The sequence below is a fragment of the Mesorhizobium sp. 2RAF21 genome (assembly GCF_052115345.1).
GTDB classification, from domain to species: domain Bacteria; phylum Pseudomonadota; class Alphaproteobacteria; order Rhizobiales; family Rhizobiaceae; genus Mesorhizobium; species Mesorhizobium terrae.
On sequence record NZ_JBFRGM010000008.1, the window covers coordinates 198,154 to 214,473 of the forward strand.

At 63.3% G+C, this 16,320-nt stretch carries 18 protein-coding genes; 9 read left to right on the plus strand and 9 right to left on the minus strand.

Features of this window, described 5'->3' with window-relative positions; all coding sequences use genetic code 11:
* The 3 genes from AB4136_RS15065 to AB4136_RS15075 form a co-directional block, all read right to left on the minus strand.
* Complete coding sequence (locus AB4136_RS15065) at positions 1–426, minus strand: hypothetical protein (RefSeq protein WP_036255084.1); 426 nt, start codon at positions 424–426, stop codon at positions 1–3.
* Positions 426–1,679, minus strand: a complete 1,254-nt coding sequence (locus tag AB4136_RS15070) for a sarcosine oxidase subunit beta (RefSeq protein WP_024926219.1) — start codon at positions 1,677–1,679, stop codon at positions 426–428. The genes AB4136_RS15065 and AB4136_RS15070 overlap by 1 nt, the downstream gene beginning before the upstream one ends.
* 162 nt (positions 1,680–1,841) lie before the next feature.
* Complete coding sequence (locus tag AB4136_RS15075) at positions 1,842–2,540, minus strand: hypothetical protein (protein WP_036265094.1); 699 nt, start codon at positions 2,538–2,540, stop codon at positions 1,842–1,844.
* A gap of 173 nt (positions 2,541–2,713) precedes the next feature.
* Between AB4136_RS15075 and AB4136_RS15080 the strand changes: the two genes are divergently transcribed.
* The 6 genes from AB4136_RS15080 (at position 2,714) to AB4136_RS15105 (ending at position 7,576) form a co-directional block, all read left to right on the plus strand.
* Positions 2,714–3,472, plus strand: coding sequence for an SDR family oxidoreductase (locus tag AB4136_RS15080; protein ID WP_024926221.1), 759 nt, complete (start codon positions 2,714–2,716; stop codon positions 3,470–3,472).
* A 179-nt stretch (positions 3,473–3,651) separates the two neighbouring features.
* Positions 3,652–4,041, plus strand: coding sequence for a hypothetical protein (locus AB4136_RS15085; protein WP_024926222.1), 390 nt, complete (start codon positions 3,652–3,654; stop codon positions 4,039–4,041).
* An 89-nt stretch (positions 4,042–4,130) separates the two neighbouring features.
* On the plus strand, positions 4,131–5,486 hold the full coding sequence (locus tag AB4136_RS15090; protein WP_024926223.1) for a PepSY-associated TM helix domain-containing protein: 1,356 nt from the start codon (positions 4,131–4,133) through the stop codon (positions 5,484–5,486).
* 192 nt (positions 5,487–5,678) lie between these two features.
* Positions 5,679–5,939: a 30S ribosomal protein S21 gene (gene rpsU, locus AB4136_RS15095; protein WP_024926224.1), complete on the plus strand. Its 261-nt coding sequence runs from the start codon at positions 5,679–5,681 to the stop codon at positions 5,937–5,939.
* Positions 5,940–6,108: 169 nt separating this feature from the next.
* Positions 6,109–6,957 carry a tetratricopeptide repeat protein gene (locus AB4136_RS15100; RefSeq protein WP_024926225.1) on the plus strand — a complete coding sequence of 283 codons (849 nt, stop codon included), beginning with the start codon at positions 6,109–6,111 and terminating at the stop codon, positions 6,955–6,957.
* 148 nt (positions 6,958–7,105) lie between these two features.
* Complete coding sequence (locus AB4136_RS15105) at positions 7,106–7,576, plus strand: DUF992 domain-containing protein (RefSeq protein WP_024926226.1); 471 nt, start codon at positions 7,106–7,108, stop codon at positions 7,574–7,576.
* A 98-nt stretch (positions 7,577–7,674) separates the two neighbouring features.
* On the opposite strand, the gene coaBC is transcribed toward AB4136_RS15105, so the two are convergent.
* The 3 genes from coaBC to ubiE are packed head-to-tail and all read right to left on the minus strand — an operon-like array spanning position 7,675 to position 11,296.
* A complete protein-coding gene (gene coaBC / locus AB4136_RS15110) occupies positions 7,675–8,907 on the minus strand; it encodes a bifunctional phosphopantothenoylcysteine decarboxylase/phosphopantothenate--cysteine ligase CoaBC (RefSeq protein WP_024926227.1) in 1,233 nt (410 codons plus the stop codon).
* A gap of 24 nt (positions 8,908–8,931) precedes the next feature.
* Entirely contained in the window at positions 8,932–10,506 is a 1,575-nt protein-coding gene (ubiB, locus tag AB4136_RS15115) for a 2-polyprenylphenol 6-hydroxylase (RefSeq protein WP_024926228.1), read from the minus strand.
* A 13-nt stretch (positions 10,507–10,519) separates the two neighbouring features.
* Complete coding sequence (gene ubiE / locus AB4136_RS15120) at positions 10,520–11,296, minus strand: bifunctional demethylmenaquinone methyltransferase/2-methoxy-6-polyprenyl-1,4-benzoquinol methylase UbiE (protein ID WP_036255092.1); 777 nt, start codon at positions 11,294–11,296, stop codon at positions 10,520–10,522.
* Positions 11,297–11,408: 112 nt separating this feature from the next.
* Between ubiE and AB4136_RS15125 the strand changes: the two genes are divergently transcribed.
* The 3 genes from AB4136_RS15125 to AB4136_RS15135 all read left to right on the plus strand — a co-directional run bounded on the left by AB4136_RS15125 (position 11,409) and on the right by AB4136_RS15135 (position 13,785).
* Positions 11,409–12,386: an adenosine deaminase gene (locus AB4136_RS15125; RefSeq protein ID WP_024926230.1), complete on the plus strand. Its 978-nt coding sequence runs from the start codon at positions 11,409–11,411 to the stop codon at positions 12,384–12,386.
* Between the two features lie 92 nt (positions 12,387–12,478).
* Positions 12,479–13,108 carry a uracil phosphoribosyltransferase gene (gene upp / locus AB4136_RS15130; protein WP_024926231.1) on the plus strand — a complete coding sequence of 210 codons (630 nt, stop codon included), beginning with the start codon at positions 12,479–12,481 and terminating at the stop codon, positions 13,106–13,108.
* Between the two features lie 122 nt (positions 13,109–13,230).
* Positions 13,231–13,785, plus strand: coding sequence for a retropepsin-like aspartic protease family protein (locus AB4136_RS15135; protein WP_024926232.1), 555 nt, complete (start codon positions 13,231–13,233; stop codon positions 13,783–13,785).
* An 11-nt stretch (positions 13,786–13,796) separates the two neighbouring features.
* On the opposite strand, the gene deoA is transcribed toward AB4136_RS15135, so the two are convergent.
* The 3 genes from deoA to cdd are packed head-to-tail and all read right to left on the minus strand — an operon-like array spanning position 13,797 to position 16,318.
* On the minus strand, positions 13,797–15,116 hold the full coding sequence (deoA, locus tag AB4136_RS15140; RefSeq protein ID WP_024926233.1) for a thymidine phosphorylase: 1,320 nt from the start codon (positions 15,114–15,116) through the stop codon (positions 13,797–13,799).
* A 6-nt stretch (positions 15,117–15,122) separates the two neighbouring features.
* Positions 15,123–15,929, minus strand: a complete 807-nt coding sequence (locus AB4136_RS15145) for a purine-nucleoside phosphorylase (RefSeq protein WP_024926234.1) — start codon at positions 15,927–15,929, stop codon at positions 15,123–15,125.
* Complete coding sequence (gene cdd, locus AB4136_RS15150; protein ID WP_024926235.1) at positions 15,926–16,318, minus strand: cytidine deaminase; 393 nt, start codon at positions 16,316–16,318, stop codon at positions 15,926–15,928. Before cdd ends, AB4136_RS15145 begins: the two co-directional genes overlap by 4 nt.
* Positions 16,319–16,320 lie beyond the last annotated feature (2 nt).

Sequence of the window (16,320 nt, forward strand, 5' to 3'; positions counted from 1 at the left end):
CTATAATTCACCGTCGCCGATGCGCGCGCCTTGCGGCTGGTCGCAAAGCCGTTGTCCGAGCGCTTCGAAGGGCGCCACGCGCTTGATCAGTGTTTCTACCGAATCCATCGGCTGGAAGAGGTCGCGGTTTGCCATGTTCAACAGGGTGACCTGAAAGGGGTCCGTGGAGATGATGACGGTGCGCAGTGCTGGCGTGTCATCCCCGTCGTGTTCCCGCTTTTCCACGAAACTAACGGTCTTACGACCACCGCTCCAGACACAGGCGAGAAAACCGGACGGCACCGAAAACGGCCAGTCATCCTCGTGAGCGACGCGATTGATCTCCTGCAGCCGAACCTCGCTGGCTTGCGGAAGGTGGAACATCCCCTTCTCGCCGGTCAACACGAAGGGCGCAGCCACAGCCATCGTCGCCGCCAGCGTCTGCATCAGTGCGCGACGGCGGCGGCCGCCGCCTCGTCGATCAGGCGGCCGGTGCGGAACCGTTCGATGGTGAAAGGCGCGTTGATGGGATGCGGCTCGTCGCGCGCGATGGTGTGCGCAAAGACGTGCCCCGAACCCGGCGTCGCCTTGAAACCGCCCGTACCCCAGCCGCAATTGACATAGAGCCCCTTGACCGGCGTCTTGGCCAGGATCGGCGAGCGATCCGGCGTGACGTCGACGATGCCGCCCCAGGACCGCAGCATCTTCATGCGCGTGAACATGGGGAACATCTCGCAGATGGCATCCAGCGTATGGGTGAGGATGTGCAGGCCTCCGGTCTGCGAATAGGAGACATACTGGTCGGTGCCGGCGCCGATCACCAGTTCGCCCTTGTCGGACTGCGAGATATAGGCATGCACCGTATTGGACATGACCACGCAGGGGAAAACCGGCTTGACCGGTTCCGACACCAGCGCCTGCAGCGGGTAGCTTTCCAGCGGCATGCGCACGTCGGCCATCTGCATGATGACCGAGGAATGGCCAGCTGCGACGACGCCAACCTTGCGCGCGCCGATGAAGCCTTTCGAGGTATCGACGCCGGTTACCGCGCCGTCGGCGCCACGCCGGATGCCGGTAACCTCGCAATTCTGGATGATGTCGACGCCGCGCGCCGCCGCGCCACGGGCATAACCCCAGGCGACTGCATCGTGACGGGCGGTGCCGCCCCGGCGCTGCAGGGTGGCGCCCACCACCGGATAGCGCGCGTTGCGCGAAATGTTGAGCGGCGGGCAGTAGGCCTTCGCCTCTTCCGGCGTCAGCCATTCATTGTCGATACCGTTCAGGCGGTTGGCATGGACGTGGCGCTTCAGTACCTGGACGTCGTGCACGTTGTGCGCCAGCATCATCACGCCGCGCGCCGAATACATGACGTTGTAGTTGAGGTCCTGTGACAGGCCGTCCCACAGCTTCACGGCATGGTCGTAGATGCCGGCGCTCTCGTCATAGAGATAGTTGGAGCGGATGATGGTGGTGTTGCGGCCAGTGTTGCCGCCGCCGAGCCAGCCCTTTTCCAGCACCGCGATGTTGGTCAGGCCATGTTCCTTGGCCAGATAATAGGCAGTGGCCAACCCATGCCCGCCGGCACCGACGATGATGATGTCATAGCTCTTTTTCGGCTCCGGCGAGGGCCATTGCTCCTCCCAGCCCTTGTGGCCGCGCATGGCCTCGCGGGCGATGGCGAATACCGAATATTTTTTCACGTTACCTAGCCTCGCGTATGGGCAATCGGGCGTCCGACGCGCGAGGTGTATCACTAGCGAAACATGGCTGCCATCCCAGCGCTGTTTGCGACGGCAATTGCCGTTTTGTGCCGTGCCTTCACTCGAAAATCCAACACGAACGATGCAAGAGACATGACTACTTCAGTCTTTTAGCCTGGATTTCTCAACTCGCCCGAATTCGGCGTCGATAGGTATCGCGTGGTGTTGAAACGCTCGCGAAATCAGATCACTTAGTTCGGGCTCACCGGCTTCCAAGACAATCTCGGCGAACTTTTCATCTATGATCTTGCGCGGTCTCAAGGCGATACCTGCCGCAAGTAAACGGACCCCTGGATCTGAGTGGTTTGCCAACCCTCGAACTTGAGCCTCCGACACAGGCATAGACCATCTGATGACTTTGCTGATTTCAGTATAAATCGAGTCAGGCCGCTGCAATGCCGCATTTTTGATCGCTGCTGAAAATTGTTTGGAACCAGCCAAGCGAACAAACTCAACCATACGCCATCGGACACCACTGTCGGGGTCTTCGAGATGCTGAAGTAGCTTTCCCAAAACCTCACCATCTTCTGGCGTAGTACAAGCAGTTAGAGCCCCAATCGCATAAAAGCGAATGCCTGAATTGGAACAATCCAGAAGCGCAGCTATTTCCTGCGTCAGCGCCCTCACCTTCCAACCAAGTTCATTGGCTAGAAAAGCGCCTCGCCGCAGCACCTCCTCAGACGGCGAAGTAATCAAGGGCCGAAGGTTCGCAATCGGAAATCCGTCGTAGAATTGGCCGTAGACATCCCAGATTAATTTGCTCACGTCCTCGAACTCGGGTTCGAGCAACCTCTCGATCATTTTTTGGGGAGTCATTTGAAAAGGGTGGCGCGTCCACCCGCATGTTTTCAGAGGTTTTCGATAACCTGACTTTCATTCGGCAGCAAGGGGCATCAGATCCGGCGCGTTTCGGGTGGTTCGCCTTCCATCGATCTGCGAGCAAGCGCCATCCACTTCTGGAAAGGACCAAGCATATGCTCGCATTGACCAACAAGGTCGCCATCGTCACCGGCGCGTCTTCAGGCATCGGCCGCGCCACCGCGCTGCTCTTTGCCCGCGAAGGCGCCAAGCTCATCGTCGCCGGCCGCCGGCAGGCCGAGCTCGATGCGCTCGTCGCCGAAATCGCCGAGGAAGGTGGCGAGGCCGTCGCCCTTGCCGGCGACGTCAATGACGAAACCCATGCCAAGGCTCTGGTTGAACTGGCGCAGGCCCGCTTCGGCGGACTGGATGTCGCCTTCAACAATGCCGGCGCCGTCGGCCCGATGGGCCCGGTATCCGATATGCCGCGCAAAACCTGGGAAGACGTCCTCGACACCAATCTGACCAGTGCCTTCCTCGCCGCCAAGCATCAGATCCCCGCGCTGCTGGCGCGTGGTGGCGGCTCGCTGATCTTCACCTCGAGTTTTGTCGGCGTCACCGCCGGCATGCCAGGCATGGCCGCCTACGCCGCCGCCAAGGCCGGCCTGGTCGGCCTGACCCAGGTGCTCGCCGCCGAATACGGACGCGAAGGCATCCGCGTGAATGCATTGCTGCCGGGCGGTACCGACACGCCGGCGGCGACCTTCAAGACCGCCGATGAACGTGCTTTCGTCGAGGGGTTGCATGCGCTGAAGCGCATCGCCCGCCCCGAAGAGATCGCCCGCTCGGCGCTTTATCTCGCTTCGGACGCATCGTCCTTCACCACCGGCACGGCTTTGTTCGCCGACGGCGGCGTCTCCATCAACCGCACCTGAGCTCCAATCGATCTCAATTTCCCTGAATTCATCCCTTCTCCGGCCAATGCTGGAGAAGGGGTGAGACTTCGAGATATTTTCGCCGGACAAGAGAGGCCATGCACCCAGCCCGTGCCAGCTACAGCCTGTCGCGGTGACAGGCGCGGCGTCTCCCGCTATTCACCTCGTCCATGGAGGAGATGAGGGGCGCTCTGAAAGACAGGCTGACGCGGAACATCGTTGCCGCGCTCTTCGTCTATTTCATCGTCATCCAGGCATTGGTCTCCGGCTTTTCCTCCGGGGCGATGGCGGCGGCGTTCGACGATGCCGGCTTTGTCATCTGCGCGCCGTCGGGCGATGCACCGCCAAACCCATCCAATACCCACCAGAAGAACCTTTGTCCCTGTGGAAGCCTGTGCCAGATATCGGCGGGGCTGATCGCGGTCCCCACGACCACACCGGCATCGCTGCTTGCGCCGCCGCCAGCATATCGCGATCTCCACTTCAATGTCCCGAATGAAGACGGCCGTCTGCCTTCCGTTCGCGACCTTGCGTTCGACGCCCGGGGACCGCCCGCACCCTTTCACTGACGAGAACCAACGACAGTTCCGCGGTCGCCGCGTCTTTTGACGTGCCGGTGCGGGACCGTCGAACCATTCCTCCATTTCGGTGAAAGACCATGACTGATCTTGCTCTCAGGCAGGCGGCGCGTCCGGCCAGCCCTACCAATGCATCCGACCTCTACCGCGCTGTTTGGCGCTGGCATTTCTATGCGGGGCTGCTTGTGCTGCCCTTTTTGATCACGCTCGCCGTCACCGGCGCGCTCTATCTCTTCCGCGATGAGATCGATGCCCTCGTCCACGCCGATCTGAAGCGTGTCGAGGTCGCCGCGACCACGGCGACCCCGTCGGCGATGATCGAAGCCGCCATCGCGCGCGTTCCGGGCACAGCGGTGAAATTCACGACACCGGCCACCCCAACCTCATCGGCCGAGATAACCGTGAAGAAGACCGACGGCGAAAAGCTGGCGGTCTATGTGAACCCTTATTCGGGCGCGGTGCTTGGTACCTTGCCGGACAAGGGCACGATCATGACCTTCGTCCGCGATCTTCACAGCTTGAGCTTTTTCGGAACCATCGGCCGGACCGCCATCGAGATAGCGGGCGGCTGGGCAATCCTCCTTGTGGCGACCGGCATCTATCTGTGGTGGCCTCGCAAGGGCCGCGGCGGCGTGGTCAGCGTACGCGGCGCACCCAGCCAGCGCATCTTCTGGCGCGACCTCCATGCCGTGACCGGCATTTTCGTCGGCGCGGTAATCCTGTTCCTCGCCATCACCGGCATGCCTTGGTCCGTCTTCTGGGGAGACAAGGTGAACGAGTGGGCCAATGGCAGCAATTTCGGCTACCCCACCGGCCTGAGGGTCAATGTGCCAATGTCCGACGAGCACATGAACCATCTCGGCCAGACCAGCTGGTCGCTCCAGCAGGCGGAAGTCCCGCTATCCTCGGTGTCCGGAACCGCTGCTATCTCCGTCGACCAAGCGATGAAGACCTTCGATCGGCTTGGGCTGGCGCCAGGCTACGCCGTCAACATCCCGACGACCGCCGAAGGCGTCTATACCGGCTCCGTCTACCCCGACGATCTCGACAAGCAGCGCGTTGTCCACCTCGACCAGTATAGCGGCAAGCCATTGATCGATTTGAGCTATGCCGATTACGGGCCGGGCGCGAAGGCAATGGAATGGGGCATCAATGTGCATCTCGGCCAGCAATATGGCGCCCTCAATCAATATGTGCTGCTTGCCGCCTGCATCGCCATCGTGATTTTGGCGGTCAGCGCGGCCATCATGTGGTGGAAACGCCGGCCGATAGGGCGGCTCGGCGTTCCGCCGCTGCCCGGCGACCGCAGGAAGCTCGCCGGCGTCGTCACCATCCTCGCCATTGGCGGCGCCATCTATCCGCTTGTCGGCGCATCGCTGATTTTCGTTCTCATCTTCGACATGATCCTAACGAGGCGGTGGCGCGCGGTCGGATAACAGGATAAGAAGAGGAACGGCTTTCCGTGTGTCCGGCGTGGCGCACGGAAAGCACCAAGTTTTCCGCTTGAACTGTGGACATTCCATCCCGATTCTGCTATCAGCCGCCAGAATTCGCGGTGGAAGCCGCTGCGGAAGCTTAGGGCTATTGCCGATAGCCCAATGATTTCAAATTGAAAGACAGGATCGCCCGTGCAGGTACTCGTCCGCGACAACAACGTTGATCAGGCGCTTCGCGCGCTCAAGAAGAAAATGCAGCGCGAAGGCATCTTCCGTGAAATGAAGATGCGCGGTCACTATGAGAAGCCGTCCGAGAAGCGTGCTCGCGAGAAGGCCGAGGCCGTGCGCCGCGCCCGCAAGCTGGCCCGTAAGCGCGCTCAGCGCGAAGGCCTGTTGCCCTCGACCCCGCGTCCGGCTCCTGCTGGCGCCGGTGCAGCGCGCGCTCCGCGCTGATCCTGCCAAGTTTTCGTCCTTTTCGAAGGATAGCCAAGGTGGCGCGATGGAAATCGCCGCCACCTTTTTGTTTGACGCAAGCCGGTATTTGTATACGCAGGACTGCGGGATAGGGGCCGGTGCGATGATCCGGAATGCCGGGCGTCGGATATTGAGGATACGGCAGCCGATGCATGTTTTGACCGCAGAGCGTGGAAACTCCGTGAACAGGCTCGTTCTGACAGCAGCCTTGCTGTCGGGCCTGGCGCTCGCGGGATGCCAGTCGACCCCGACCGGCGAGCTCGGCTCCATCGACCAGGCGCAGGGATCGAGCGAGAACATCTCCTCGCTGTCGTCAGTCGTCGACCGCAACCCGCGCGACCCGGAAGCCTATAATGTGCGTGGCTCGGCGCTCGGCCGCGGCGGCAAATACCAGGCCGCGCTGAAGGACTTCGACACGGCGATCCAGCTGAAGCCCGATTTCTACCAGGCCTATTCAAACCGCGCGCTGATCTACCGTTTCATCGGCGACCAGCAGAAGGCGCTTGCCGACTACAATCGTGCCATCCAGATCAACGCGAACTACGACGCCGCCTATATCGGCCGCGGCAACCTCTACCGCAAGGCCAACCGCACGCAGGACGCCTTCAACGATTTCCAGAAGGCGATCCAGCTCGATACCACCGACGCGCGCGCCTATCACAATCGCGGCCTGATCTATCAGACCCAGGGCCAGCACAATCTCGCGATCGAGGATTTCTCGACCGCCATCTCGCTGTCGCCGGACGCTTCCGAGCCCTATAACGGTCGTGGCCTCTCCTACCTGGCGCTCAACCAGGACGACAACGCCTTCGCCGACTTCAACATGGCCATCAAGCTCGACGGCAAGAACGCCGAAGCCTGGACCAACCAGGGCCTGATCTATGAACGGCGCGGCGACAAGGCCAAGGCCGCCAAGTCCTATCGCGAGGCGGCGCGACTGGCGCCAACCTACCAGCCGGCCAAGGACGGCCTCTCCAGAGTGAGCAGCGCCGGCTGAGCCGTTGCTGTTTCACCGTTGCCGATGAGCAACGGCCATCTCCTATTTTGACCACGCTCCGACCTTGCCGCTGTCGCGCCATGGTTTTCTGGAACGCTGCGCGCGCTGGACCGTTATCCGGCATGGAACATTGGAAGGACCCGTCCCCATGAAAAAGCTCGTCATTTCCGCCGCACTGGCAACGCTCGCCTTCGCGGCCCCGGCTCATGCCGGCAAGCTGGAACTCGGCGTCCTCGATTGCGTCATCGATGGCGGTCAGTCCTACATCATCGCCTCGAACAAGGGCGTCACCTGCACCTTCCGCCCCTATAACAGCCGCAAGTCCGAACTCTACACCGGCGTCATCTCGAAACTCGGCGTCGATCTCGGCATGACCCATCAGGGCCAGTTGTCCTGGGCGGTTCTGGCGGCATCGAGCAGCTACGATTCAGGTGCTCTGGCCGGCAAGTATTTCGGCGTCAACGCCGAAGCGAGCGTCGTCACCGGCGGCGGCCTCAACGTTTTGGTCGGCGGCTTCGACAACTCCTACGCGCTGCAGCCGCTCTCGGTACAGGCGCAGACCGGCCTCAATGTCGCTGCCGCCGTGACTTCGCTCGAGCTGCAGCATTCGCTGAAGTAAAAGTTGAGCGCGAGGGTCGGGCGTCTTCGCCCGGCCCGACCATTGCGTGGCAGTCCGCTTGGCTGGAGCCGCGAAACCCGCCCCTCGTGCGGGCGAGGCTAGACGACCGTCGTTTTCAGGCGTTCCGCGATCAGCTCGGCAAGGCGCGCCGCGACGGCTTCCTTGCTGAGTTCCGGCCATTCCTCGACGCCCGATTTCGAGACGATGCGCACCCGGTTGCGGTCGCCGCCCATGACGCCGCCGGGGCCGATGCCACTGTCTTGCGAGACGTCGTTGGCAACAATGAAGTCAGCGCCCTTCTTGCTGAGTTTGGCAGCCGCATTCTTCAAAATATCCTGCGTTTCCGCAGCGAAGCCGACCACCAGATATGGCCGCTTCGCATGGTGGCCCACACCGGCGAGAATGTCGGGGTTCTCCACCATCTGCAGTGCCGGCGGCCCCTCTCCGGCCACCTTCTTGATCTTCTCTTCGGCGGAACCCGCTGTCCGCCAATCCGCCACCGCCGCGACGAAAACCGCCGCATCGGCCGGTAGCAGGCTTTCCACGGCTGCCTGCATCTGCCGCGCTGTCTCGACATGGACCGTTGCCACGCCCGCCGGATCGGCGATGGCGACCGGACCCGAGACCAGATGCACTTCGGCGCCAAGCTTGGCCAGGGCGGCAGCCAGCGAATGCCCCTGCTTGCCGGACGAACGGTTGGCGAGGTAGCGCACCGGATCGATCGGCTCATGCGTCGGCCCGGAGGTGACGATGATCTTCCTGCCGGCCAATGGCTTCGGCCGGCTGTCGAATTGCGCCTCGATTGCCGCCACGATCTCCAGCGGCTCGGCCATGCGGCCCTCGCCGGCTTCGCCGCTTTCAGCCATCTCGCCTTTCGTAGGCCCCACAAAACTGACGCCGTCCTTGACGAGCGTAGCGTGGTTGCGCCGCGTCGCCGGATGCGCCCACATCCTGGGATTCATCGCCGGCGCCATCAGCACCTTCTTGTCGGTGGCGAGCAGAACCGTGGAGGCGAGGTCGTTGGCGTGACCATTGGCAAGCTTGGCCATCAGGTCGGCGGTCGCCGGCGCGACCACGATGAGGTCGGCCTCGCGCGACAGCCGGATATGGCCGACATCGTGCTCATCCTGGCGATCGAACAGATCGGCGAAGACATGGTCGGCCGACAGCGCGCCGACCGAGAGCTGGGTGACGAATTGCTGCGCCGCCGCCGTCATCACGCAGCGCACCGCGGCACCCCGCTCGCGCAGCCGCCGGATCAGGTCCAGCGACTTGTAGGCGGCGATGCCGCCACCGATGACAAGCAGGATGCGTTTTCCGGAAAGGGTCATGCTTTGCTCTCAACAGCAATGCTGTCAGATTAGCTTCCAGGCAATGAAGATCAAGGTCAGCGCGATCACCCAAAGCGCAACGCGGCCCGACCGTGTGTGGCGGGCTTCCGCCTTGCCGATCGCCTTGGCGGTTGCGTCGTCGAACCGCAGGCCATGTTCGGCCATCAGGTCAATCTCGCGCGACAGCCGCTCGGCGCGCGCCGCGAGGTCAGGCGCCTGCCGGGCCAGCGAAACCAGCGCGCCGACGCCTTCGCGCGCATCTTCCAGCATGCCGCGCGGGCCGAGATTGGAGCGGATCCAGTCGCCCACCACCGGCTCGGCGGTCTTCCACATGTTGAAGGCCGGGTCGAGCGTGCGGGCCACGCCTTCCACCACCACCATGGTCTTCTGCAAAAGCACCAGTTCCGGGCGCGTCTGCATGTCGAACAGTTCGGTCACCTCGAACAGCAGCGTCAAGAGCTTCGCCATGGAGATGGTTTCGGCCGGCTGGCCGTGGATCGGTTCGCCGATGGCGCGGATCGCCTGGGCGAAGGCGGCAACGTCGTGCTTGTGCGGCACGTAGCCTGCCTCAAAATGCACTTCCGCGACGCGCAGATAGTTGCGCGTGATGAAGCCGTAGAGGATTTCGGCGAGGAACCGGCGCTCCTTCTTGCCAAGGCGGCCCGCGATACCGAGATCGACCGCCACGATGGTGCCATCGGCTTCCACGAACAAATTGCCCGGATGCATGTCGGCGTGGAAAAAGCCGTCGCGCAGCGTATGGCGCAGGAACGACTGGATCAGATTGGCGGCGATCGCCTTGAGGTCGTGGCCGGCGGCGGCCAGCCCCGCTATGTCGTTCATCTTGACGCCGTCGACCCACTCCATGGTGAGCACGTCGCGGCCGGTGCGCTCCCAGTCGACCGAAGGCACGCGGAAGCCGGGATCGGCCTTGGTGTTCTCGCCGAGTTCGGAAAGCGCAGCACCCTCGAGACGCAGGTCCATTTCGATCTTGGTGGTCTGGGCGAGCGTCTCCGTCACTTCTACGGGGCGCAGGCGCCGCGACGACGGGATGTATTTTTCCTGCAGGCGCGCGGCGAGGAAGTAGCTTTCGAGATCGTGATGGAAGCGCCTGCGCACGCCAGGTCGGATCACCTTGACCGCTACCCTGGTCGGCACCCCTTCCAGCAACGCTTCGGCTTCATGCACCTGCGCGATCGAGGCGGCAGCTACCGGTTCGTCGAAACGTGCATAGAGGTCGGAAAGCGACCGGCCGAGCGAAGACTCGATGGCGGCAATGGCCTGCGATTGCGGGAAGGTTCCCATCTTGTCCTGCAGCAGCGCAAGATCGAGCGCGATGTCGTTGCCGACCACATCCGGCCGCGTGGCCAGGAATTGCCCAAGCTTGACGTAAGACGGCCCGAGGCGGGCCACCGCATGCGCCATGCGATCGCTTCTGCCTTCCCGCAACGCCCGGCGGCGGGTGAACAGCCGCGCCATCCGCCAGCCGAATTTAGGCAGGCCGGAAAGCTGGTCGCCGGGAATCGCCGCGACGACGCCCTCGCGCACCAGCACCCAGCCGGCCCGAACGAGGCGGAATGCAGCGCCGACCGAACTCATGAACGCACCTGCCTCAAAGCTTCCAGCCCGAATGCGCGGCGGCAATGCCGCCGGTATAGTTGCGGAAGCTGACGCGTTCGAAACCGGCCGCGCCGATCATGGCGGCGAAATTCTGCTGATTCGGGAACTTGGCGATGGATTCGACCAGATAGGCGTATGGCTCGCCGTCACCGGTCACGGCCTTGCCGATCTTCGGAATGGCGTTGAACGACCAGCTCTCATAAACCTTGTCGAGCAACGGCATCTCAACCTCGGAGAATTCGAGGCACAGGAACCGCCCGCCGGGCTTCAGCACCCGGAATGCCTCGCCAAGCGCAACTTCGATGCGTGGCACGTTGCGGATGCCGAAGGCGATCGTATAGGCGTCGAAGGAGTTGTCGGCGAAGGGCAGTTCCTCTGCATTGGCTTCGACGAAATCCGTATTCGCCGCCAGCCCGCGCTTTTCCGCCCGCTCACGACCGACGGCCAGCATCGAGCCATTGATGTCGAGCACGGTGGCATGCACCTGACCCTGGCTGGCGTCGATGATGCGGAATGCGATATCGCCGGTGCCGCCCGCCACATCCAGCACCTTCCAGCCCGGCCGCTTCGGTGGATTGAGCCAAGCGACCATGGCGTCCTTCCACAACCGGTGCATGCCGGCCGACATCAGGTCGTTCATCAGGTCGTAGCGCTTGGCGACCTTGTGGAACACCTCGTTGACCAGCGGCTGTTTCTCGCCGCTGCCCACCTGCCTGAAGCCGTAGGAGGTCTCCATGCCACCGGCCGCAGTGGTTCTCTCAACTGACATCTTTTCGATCCGCCATAAAATCGGCCGGACCATAGCCGATCGAGATACGCGACGCTATTGTCAAAGGCGCGGTGTTCGGCCGCGCCGGCCGGCCCGTTCACAGGAATGCCTCATGATCTTGAAAGCCGAATTGCACTGCCATGTCGAAGGGGCGGCGGCGCCCGAACTCGTCATCCAGCAGGCGCGGAAATATGGCAAGGACCCCTCGCCCTTCATCCGCGACGGGTCTTTCGTGTGGCATGACTTCACCTCGTTTCTTGCCGCCTACAACTTCTCCGCCGATCTCTTCCGCACCGAGGAGGATTATGTCCTGCTGGCCGAACATTATCTGACCAGCCTGGCGCGCGACGGCGCCATCTATTCAGAGGTCTTCACCTCGCCCGATCATGCCATCCGCGCCGGCCTGTCGCCCAAGGCTTATACCGACGCGCTCGGCGAAGGCATGGTGCGCGCCAAGGCCAAGACCGGCATCGAAGGGCGCATGATCGTCACCGGCGTGCGCCATGTCGGCGTCGAGGCGATCGAGAAAGCCGCCCGTTTCGCCGCCAAATGCAACCACCCGCTGGTGACCGGTTTCGGTGTTGCCGGCGACGAGCGCATGGGCGACTTCGAGGACTATGTGCGGGCCTTCGAGATCGCGCGCGAGGCCGGCCTTGGCATCACCATCCATGCCGGGGAACTGATGGGCTGGGAAAGCGTGCAGGCGGCTCTCGACCATATCCGCCCCTCCCGCATCGGCCATGGCGTGCGCGCCATCGAAAACCCAGACCTCGTGCGCCGCATCGCCGACGAAGGCGTCGTTCTGGAATGCTGCCCGGGTTCCAACATCGCGCTCAAGGTGTTCGACAGTTTCGCCGAACATCCCTTTCCGGCCCTGAAGGCCGCCGACTGCAAGGTGACGCTGAACTCCGACGACCCGCCCTATTTCTGGACTTCGCTGAAGCGCGAATACGACATCGCGGCCGAGCATTTCGGCATGAACGAAAAGGCGCTGACCGCCGTGACCCGTACCGCGATCGAGGCTGCCTTCGTCGACAAGAAGACCAAAGCCACTCTCATCGCACGGCTGGACAAGGCCGGCGCGCGCTGAACGCCCGCAAAAACTGTGGTTCCAGCAGGCTTGGGCGTTTATCGGCCAAGCCATAGCCGCTAGGGTCTTTTCCAAGCATCGAGGAGAAGACCATGAAGGGCGTAACCGTCGTCGACCATCCGCTTGTCCAGCACAAGCTGACCATCATGCGCAACAAGGATACCTCGACGGCTTCCTTCCGGCGGCTGCTGCGCGAGATCTCGCTGCTGCTCGGCTATGAGGTGACCCGCAATCTCGAACTGACTAAGACGACCATCGAGACCCCGCTCGAGACGATCGAAGCCCCCACGCTGGAAGGCAAGAAACTTGTCTTCGCTTCGGTCCTGCGCGCCGGCAACGGCTTGCTCGAAGGGCTGCTCGATCTGGTGCCGGCGGCGCGCGTCGCCCATATCGGCCTGTATCGCGACCACGAGACGCTGCAGGCGGTGGAGTATTTCTTCAAGGCGCCAAGCGACCTCGCCGACCGCCTCATCATCGTCGTCGACCCGATGCTTGCCACCGCCAATTCGGCGATCGCGGCCATCGACAAGTTGAAGGAGCGCGGCGCCACCAACATCCGCTTCCTGTGCCTGCTTGCCGCGCCCGAGGGCATCGAGCGTTTCACCAGCGCCCATCCGGATGTTCCGGTCTACACCGCCTCCATCGACCGCCAGCTCAACGAGAAGGGCTACATCCTGCCCGGCCTCGGCGATGCCGGCGACCGTATGTTCGGCACCAAATAGGCTGCCTTTACCCTTCGTTTACGCAGCCCAGCGGTTTCAACGCCAAGGCACGCATTCACGGGCCGGCATTAAAGCGTCGAATACCAAGACGGCTTAGGGTGCGCCTCGCATAGGGGCGTTTCATGCTGCGTAAACTGGTCATCCTGGGTATCTTCGCCGGCGGTTCCGCCGCCATACCCAGCATCTTTCAGGCAAACCCGCAGTTGCTCGAGCGGCTGTTGGGAACCGGCTCCAACGCGCCGGTCCAGAACATCTCCTCGCCTGCCGCTCAGGCAACGGCAAACTCCGCGCCGCAACAGCCGCTGGGCCGCAAGGTGCTGATCGAGGCCAATGCGACTGGGCATTTCCTGGCGAGCTTCAAGATCAACGGTCGTCAGGTCGACGCCATGGTCGACACGGGCGCCACATTGGTGGCGCTCAACGCCTCGACGGCGCGCCGCGTCGGCGTCTCCGTCGGCCCGGCCGATTTCAACCATCAGGTCAACACTGCCAACGGCCCGGTCAAGGTGGCGCTGGTTCGCCTCTCCAGCCTGCAGATCGGCAAGATCGCGCTCGACGATGTCGACGCCGTCATCATCGACGACAGGTCGCTCGGAACCAACCTCATCGGCATGAGCTTCCTGAAACGGCTCGACAAATACACGGTCGAGAATGGCGCGCTGATGATGGCGCAATAGCGCCGTCGGCGTCAGGCGCGCGGTGCGATCCTTCGAATGATCGCCTTTTCGCCGGCCGGCTTGGCGGGACCGATCGTATAGGCCGAAATCACTGCGGCGGCGGCTATCTCGGCGTCACCTTGCGAGCGGGCATGGACAAGCGCCAGCGCTTCGCCGATGCGCACTTCGGAACCGACCGGCAGGAGCCGGGTGAGCCCGACCGTGTGGTCGATGCTGTCATGTGGGCGGATGCGGCCGCCGCCCAGGGTCACCACGGCAAGACCGATGTCGCGGGTCGCGATACCGGTGACGAAACCGCTGCGCGGGGCTTTCACCGGGAACTGAACCGGCGCCACGGGCACGTATTTTCCAGGCTTTTCCACGAAATCGGCCGGCCCACCGAGCGCCCTGACCATACGGCCGAACACGGCCGCCGCCCGGCCGCTGGCCAGCGCCTCAGTGGCGCGCTGCATGCCATCCTGATTGGACGAAACGAGACCCGCCGACTGCAGCATTTCCGCGGCCAGCGCCAGCGCCACCGTTTCCAGCCGCTTGTCGCGATAACGGCCGGTCAGGAAATCGACCGCATTCAAGACTTCGACGGCATTGCCGGCGGCGGAAGCGAGCGGCTCGTTCATGCCGGTGATCAGCGCGCTGGTCTTCAGACCCGCGCCATTCGCCACCTCGACCAGGCTGGTGGCCAGCGCCGTCGCATCGCGCGACTTTTCCATGAAGGCGCCGTTGCCGAGCTTCACGTCGAGCACCAGCGATTGCAGGCCGGCCGCCAGTTTCTTCGACAGGATCGAGGCCGTGATCAACGGCACCGACTCCACCGTGGCGGTGACATCGCGAATGCCATAGAGGCGCCGGTCGGCGGGGGCGAGATCGCCGGTCTGGCCAATGATGGCCGCACCCGCCTCGAGTACCGCCTTGCGCAGCAGAGCGACATCTGGCTGACTGATATAGCCAGGGATCGAATCCATCTTGTCCAATGTCCCGCCGGTATGGCCGAGACCGCGTCCCGAGATCATCGGTACATAGGCGCCGCAGGCCGCCACCATCGGCGCCAGCATCAGCGAGACATTGTCGCCAACCCCGCCGGTGGAGTGTTTGTCGGTGACCGGGCCCGGCAGGTCGGACCAGTCGAGCACGTCGCCGGAATCGCGCATGGCGAGCGTCAGCGCCACCGCCTCCTCCCGGCTCATGCCGTTGAAGAAGACGGCCATGGCCAGCGCCGCCGCCTGTCCCTCGCTGACCGAGCCGATGGTGATGCCGGCGACGAAGGCAGCGATTTCGTCAGCCGACAGCCTGAAGCCGTCGCGTTTCTTGCGGATGATTTCCTGAGGCAGCATGAAGGCTCACCCGTCCAGCAAGCCGTCCTGGAACATCTTCTTCAGCACCGTGGCGAGCTTGGCTCCGCCGATCGGCGCCATGTCCTTGGTCTCGGTGTGGGAGAGTTCCGCACCGGTCATGCCGGCGGCCAGATTGGTGATGACCGAGCAGGCCGCCACGCGCAGGCCGAAGAACCGGGCAAGGATCACCTCCGGCACGGTCGACATGCCGACCGCGTTGGCGCCCATGATGCGCGCCATGCGGATTTCCGCCGGCGTCTCGAAGGACGGGCCGGAGAACCACATGTAGACGCCTTTGTGCAAGACAGTGCCGGTCGACTTCGCCGCCCGCTCGATCGCCGCCCGCATGCCAGCATCATAGGCCTCGGTCAGCCCGACGAAACGCCTGTCGGTTGGCTCGCCGAACAGCGGATTGGAGCCGGAGAAATTGATGTGGTCGTCGATCAGCATCACCGATCCGGGCGGCATGTCCGGGTCGACGGAGCCGGCGGCGTTGGTCAAAAGCAACTTCGTCACGCCGATGCCGGCCAGCGTTTCGATGACCGGGCGCATCGCGGCGGCATTGCCATGTTCATAGTAGTGCGCCCGACCGGCCAGCATCAGCACCGGCTTGCCGGCGAAGTGTCCCGCCACCACCGCGCCGGCATGACCGGTCACGCCGCTCTGCGGAAAGCCGGGCAATTCGGCATAAGGAATGCGGATGGCGTCCTTGACCTCATCGACCAGTCCGCCGAGCCCGGAGCCCAGCACGAGCGCGGCACTCGGCACAAGACCGTCCAGCCGCTCGACGAGGCGATCGATCGCGTCCTTCATTTGAGGATGTCGCCCCGGAACCCATAGGGCAGCATCTCGCCCATGGTCACCGTCTCGGCCACGCCGGTCTCGTCGCAGAGATAGAGTTTGGTATCGGGCCGGGTGAATTCGGCGAGCCGCTGGCGGCAACCGCCGCAAGGCGAGCATTTGGCCATGCGTTCGGCGATGACCGCGATCTCGACGATCTTGCCGCCGCCACCCATGATGTAATGGCCCAATGCGGTCGTCTCGGCGCACCAGCCTTCCGGATAGGACGCCACTTCGATGTTGGCGCCGGAAAACACGCGCCCATCCTCGGTGCGCAGCGCTGCACCCACCGGGAATTTCGAATAAGGCGCATAGGCCTTGGCCATGGCCGCCTTGGCGGCGAGGTAGAGGTCATGCGACATCG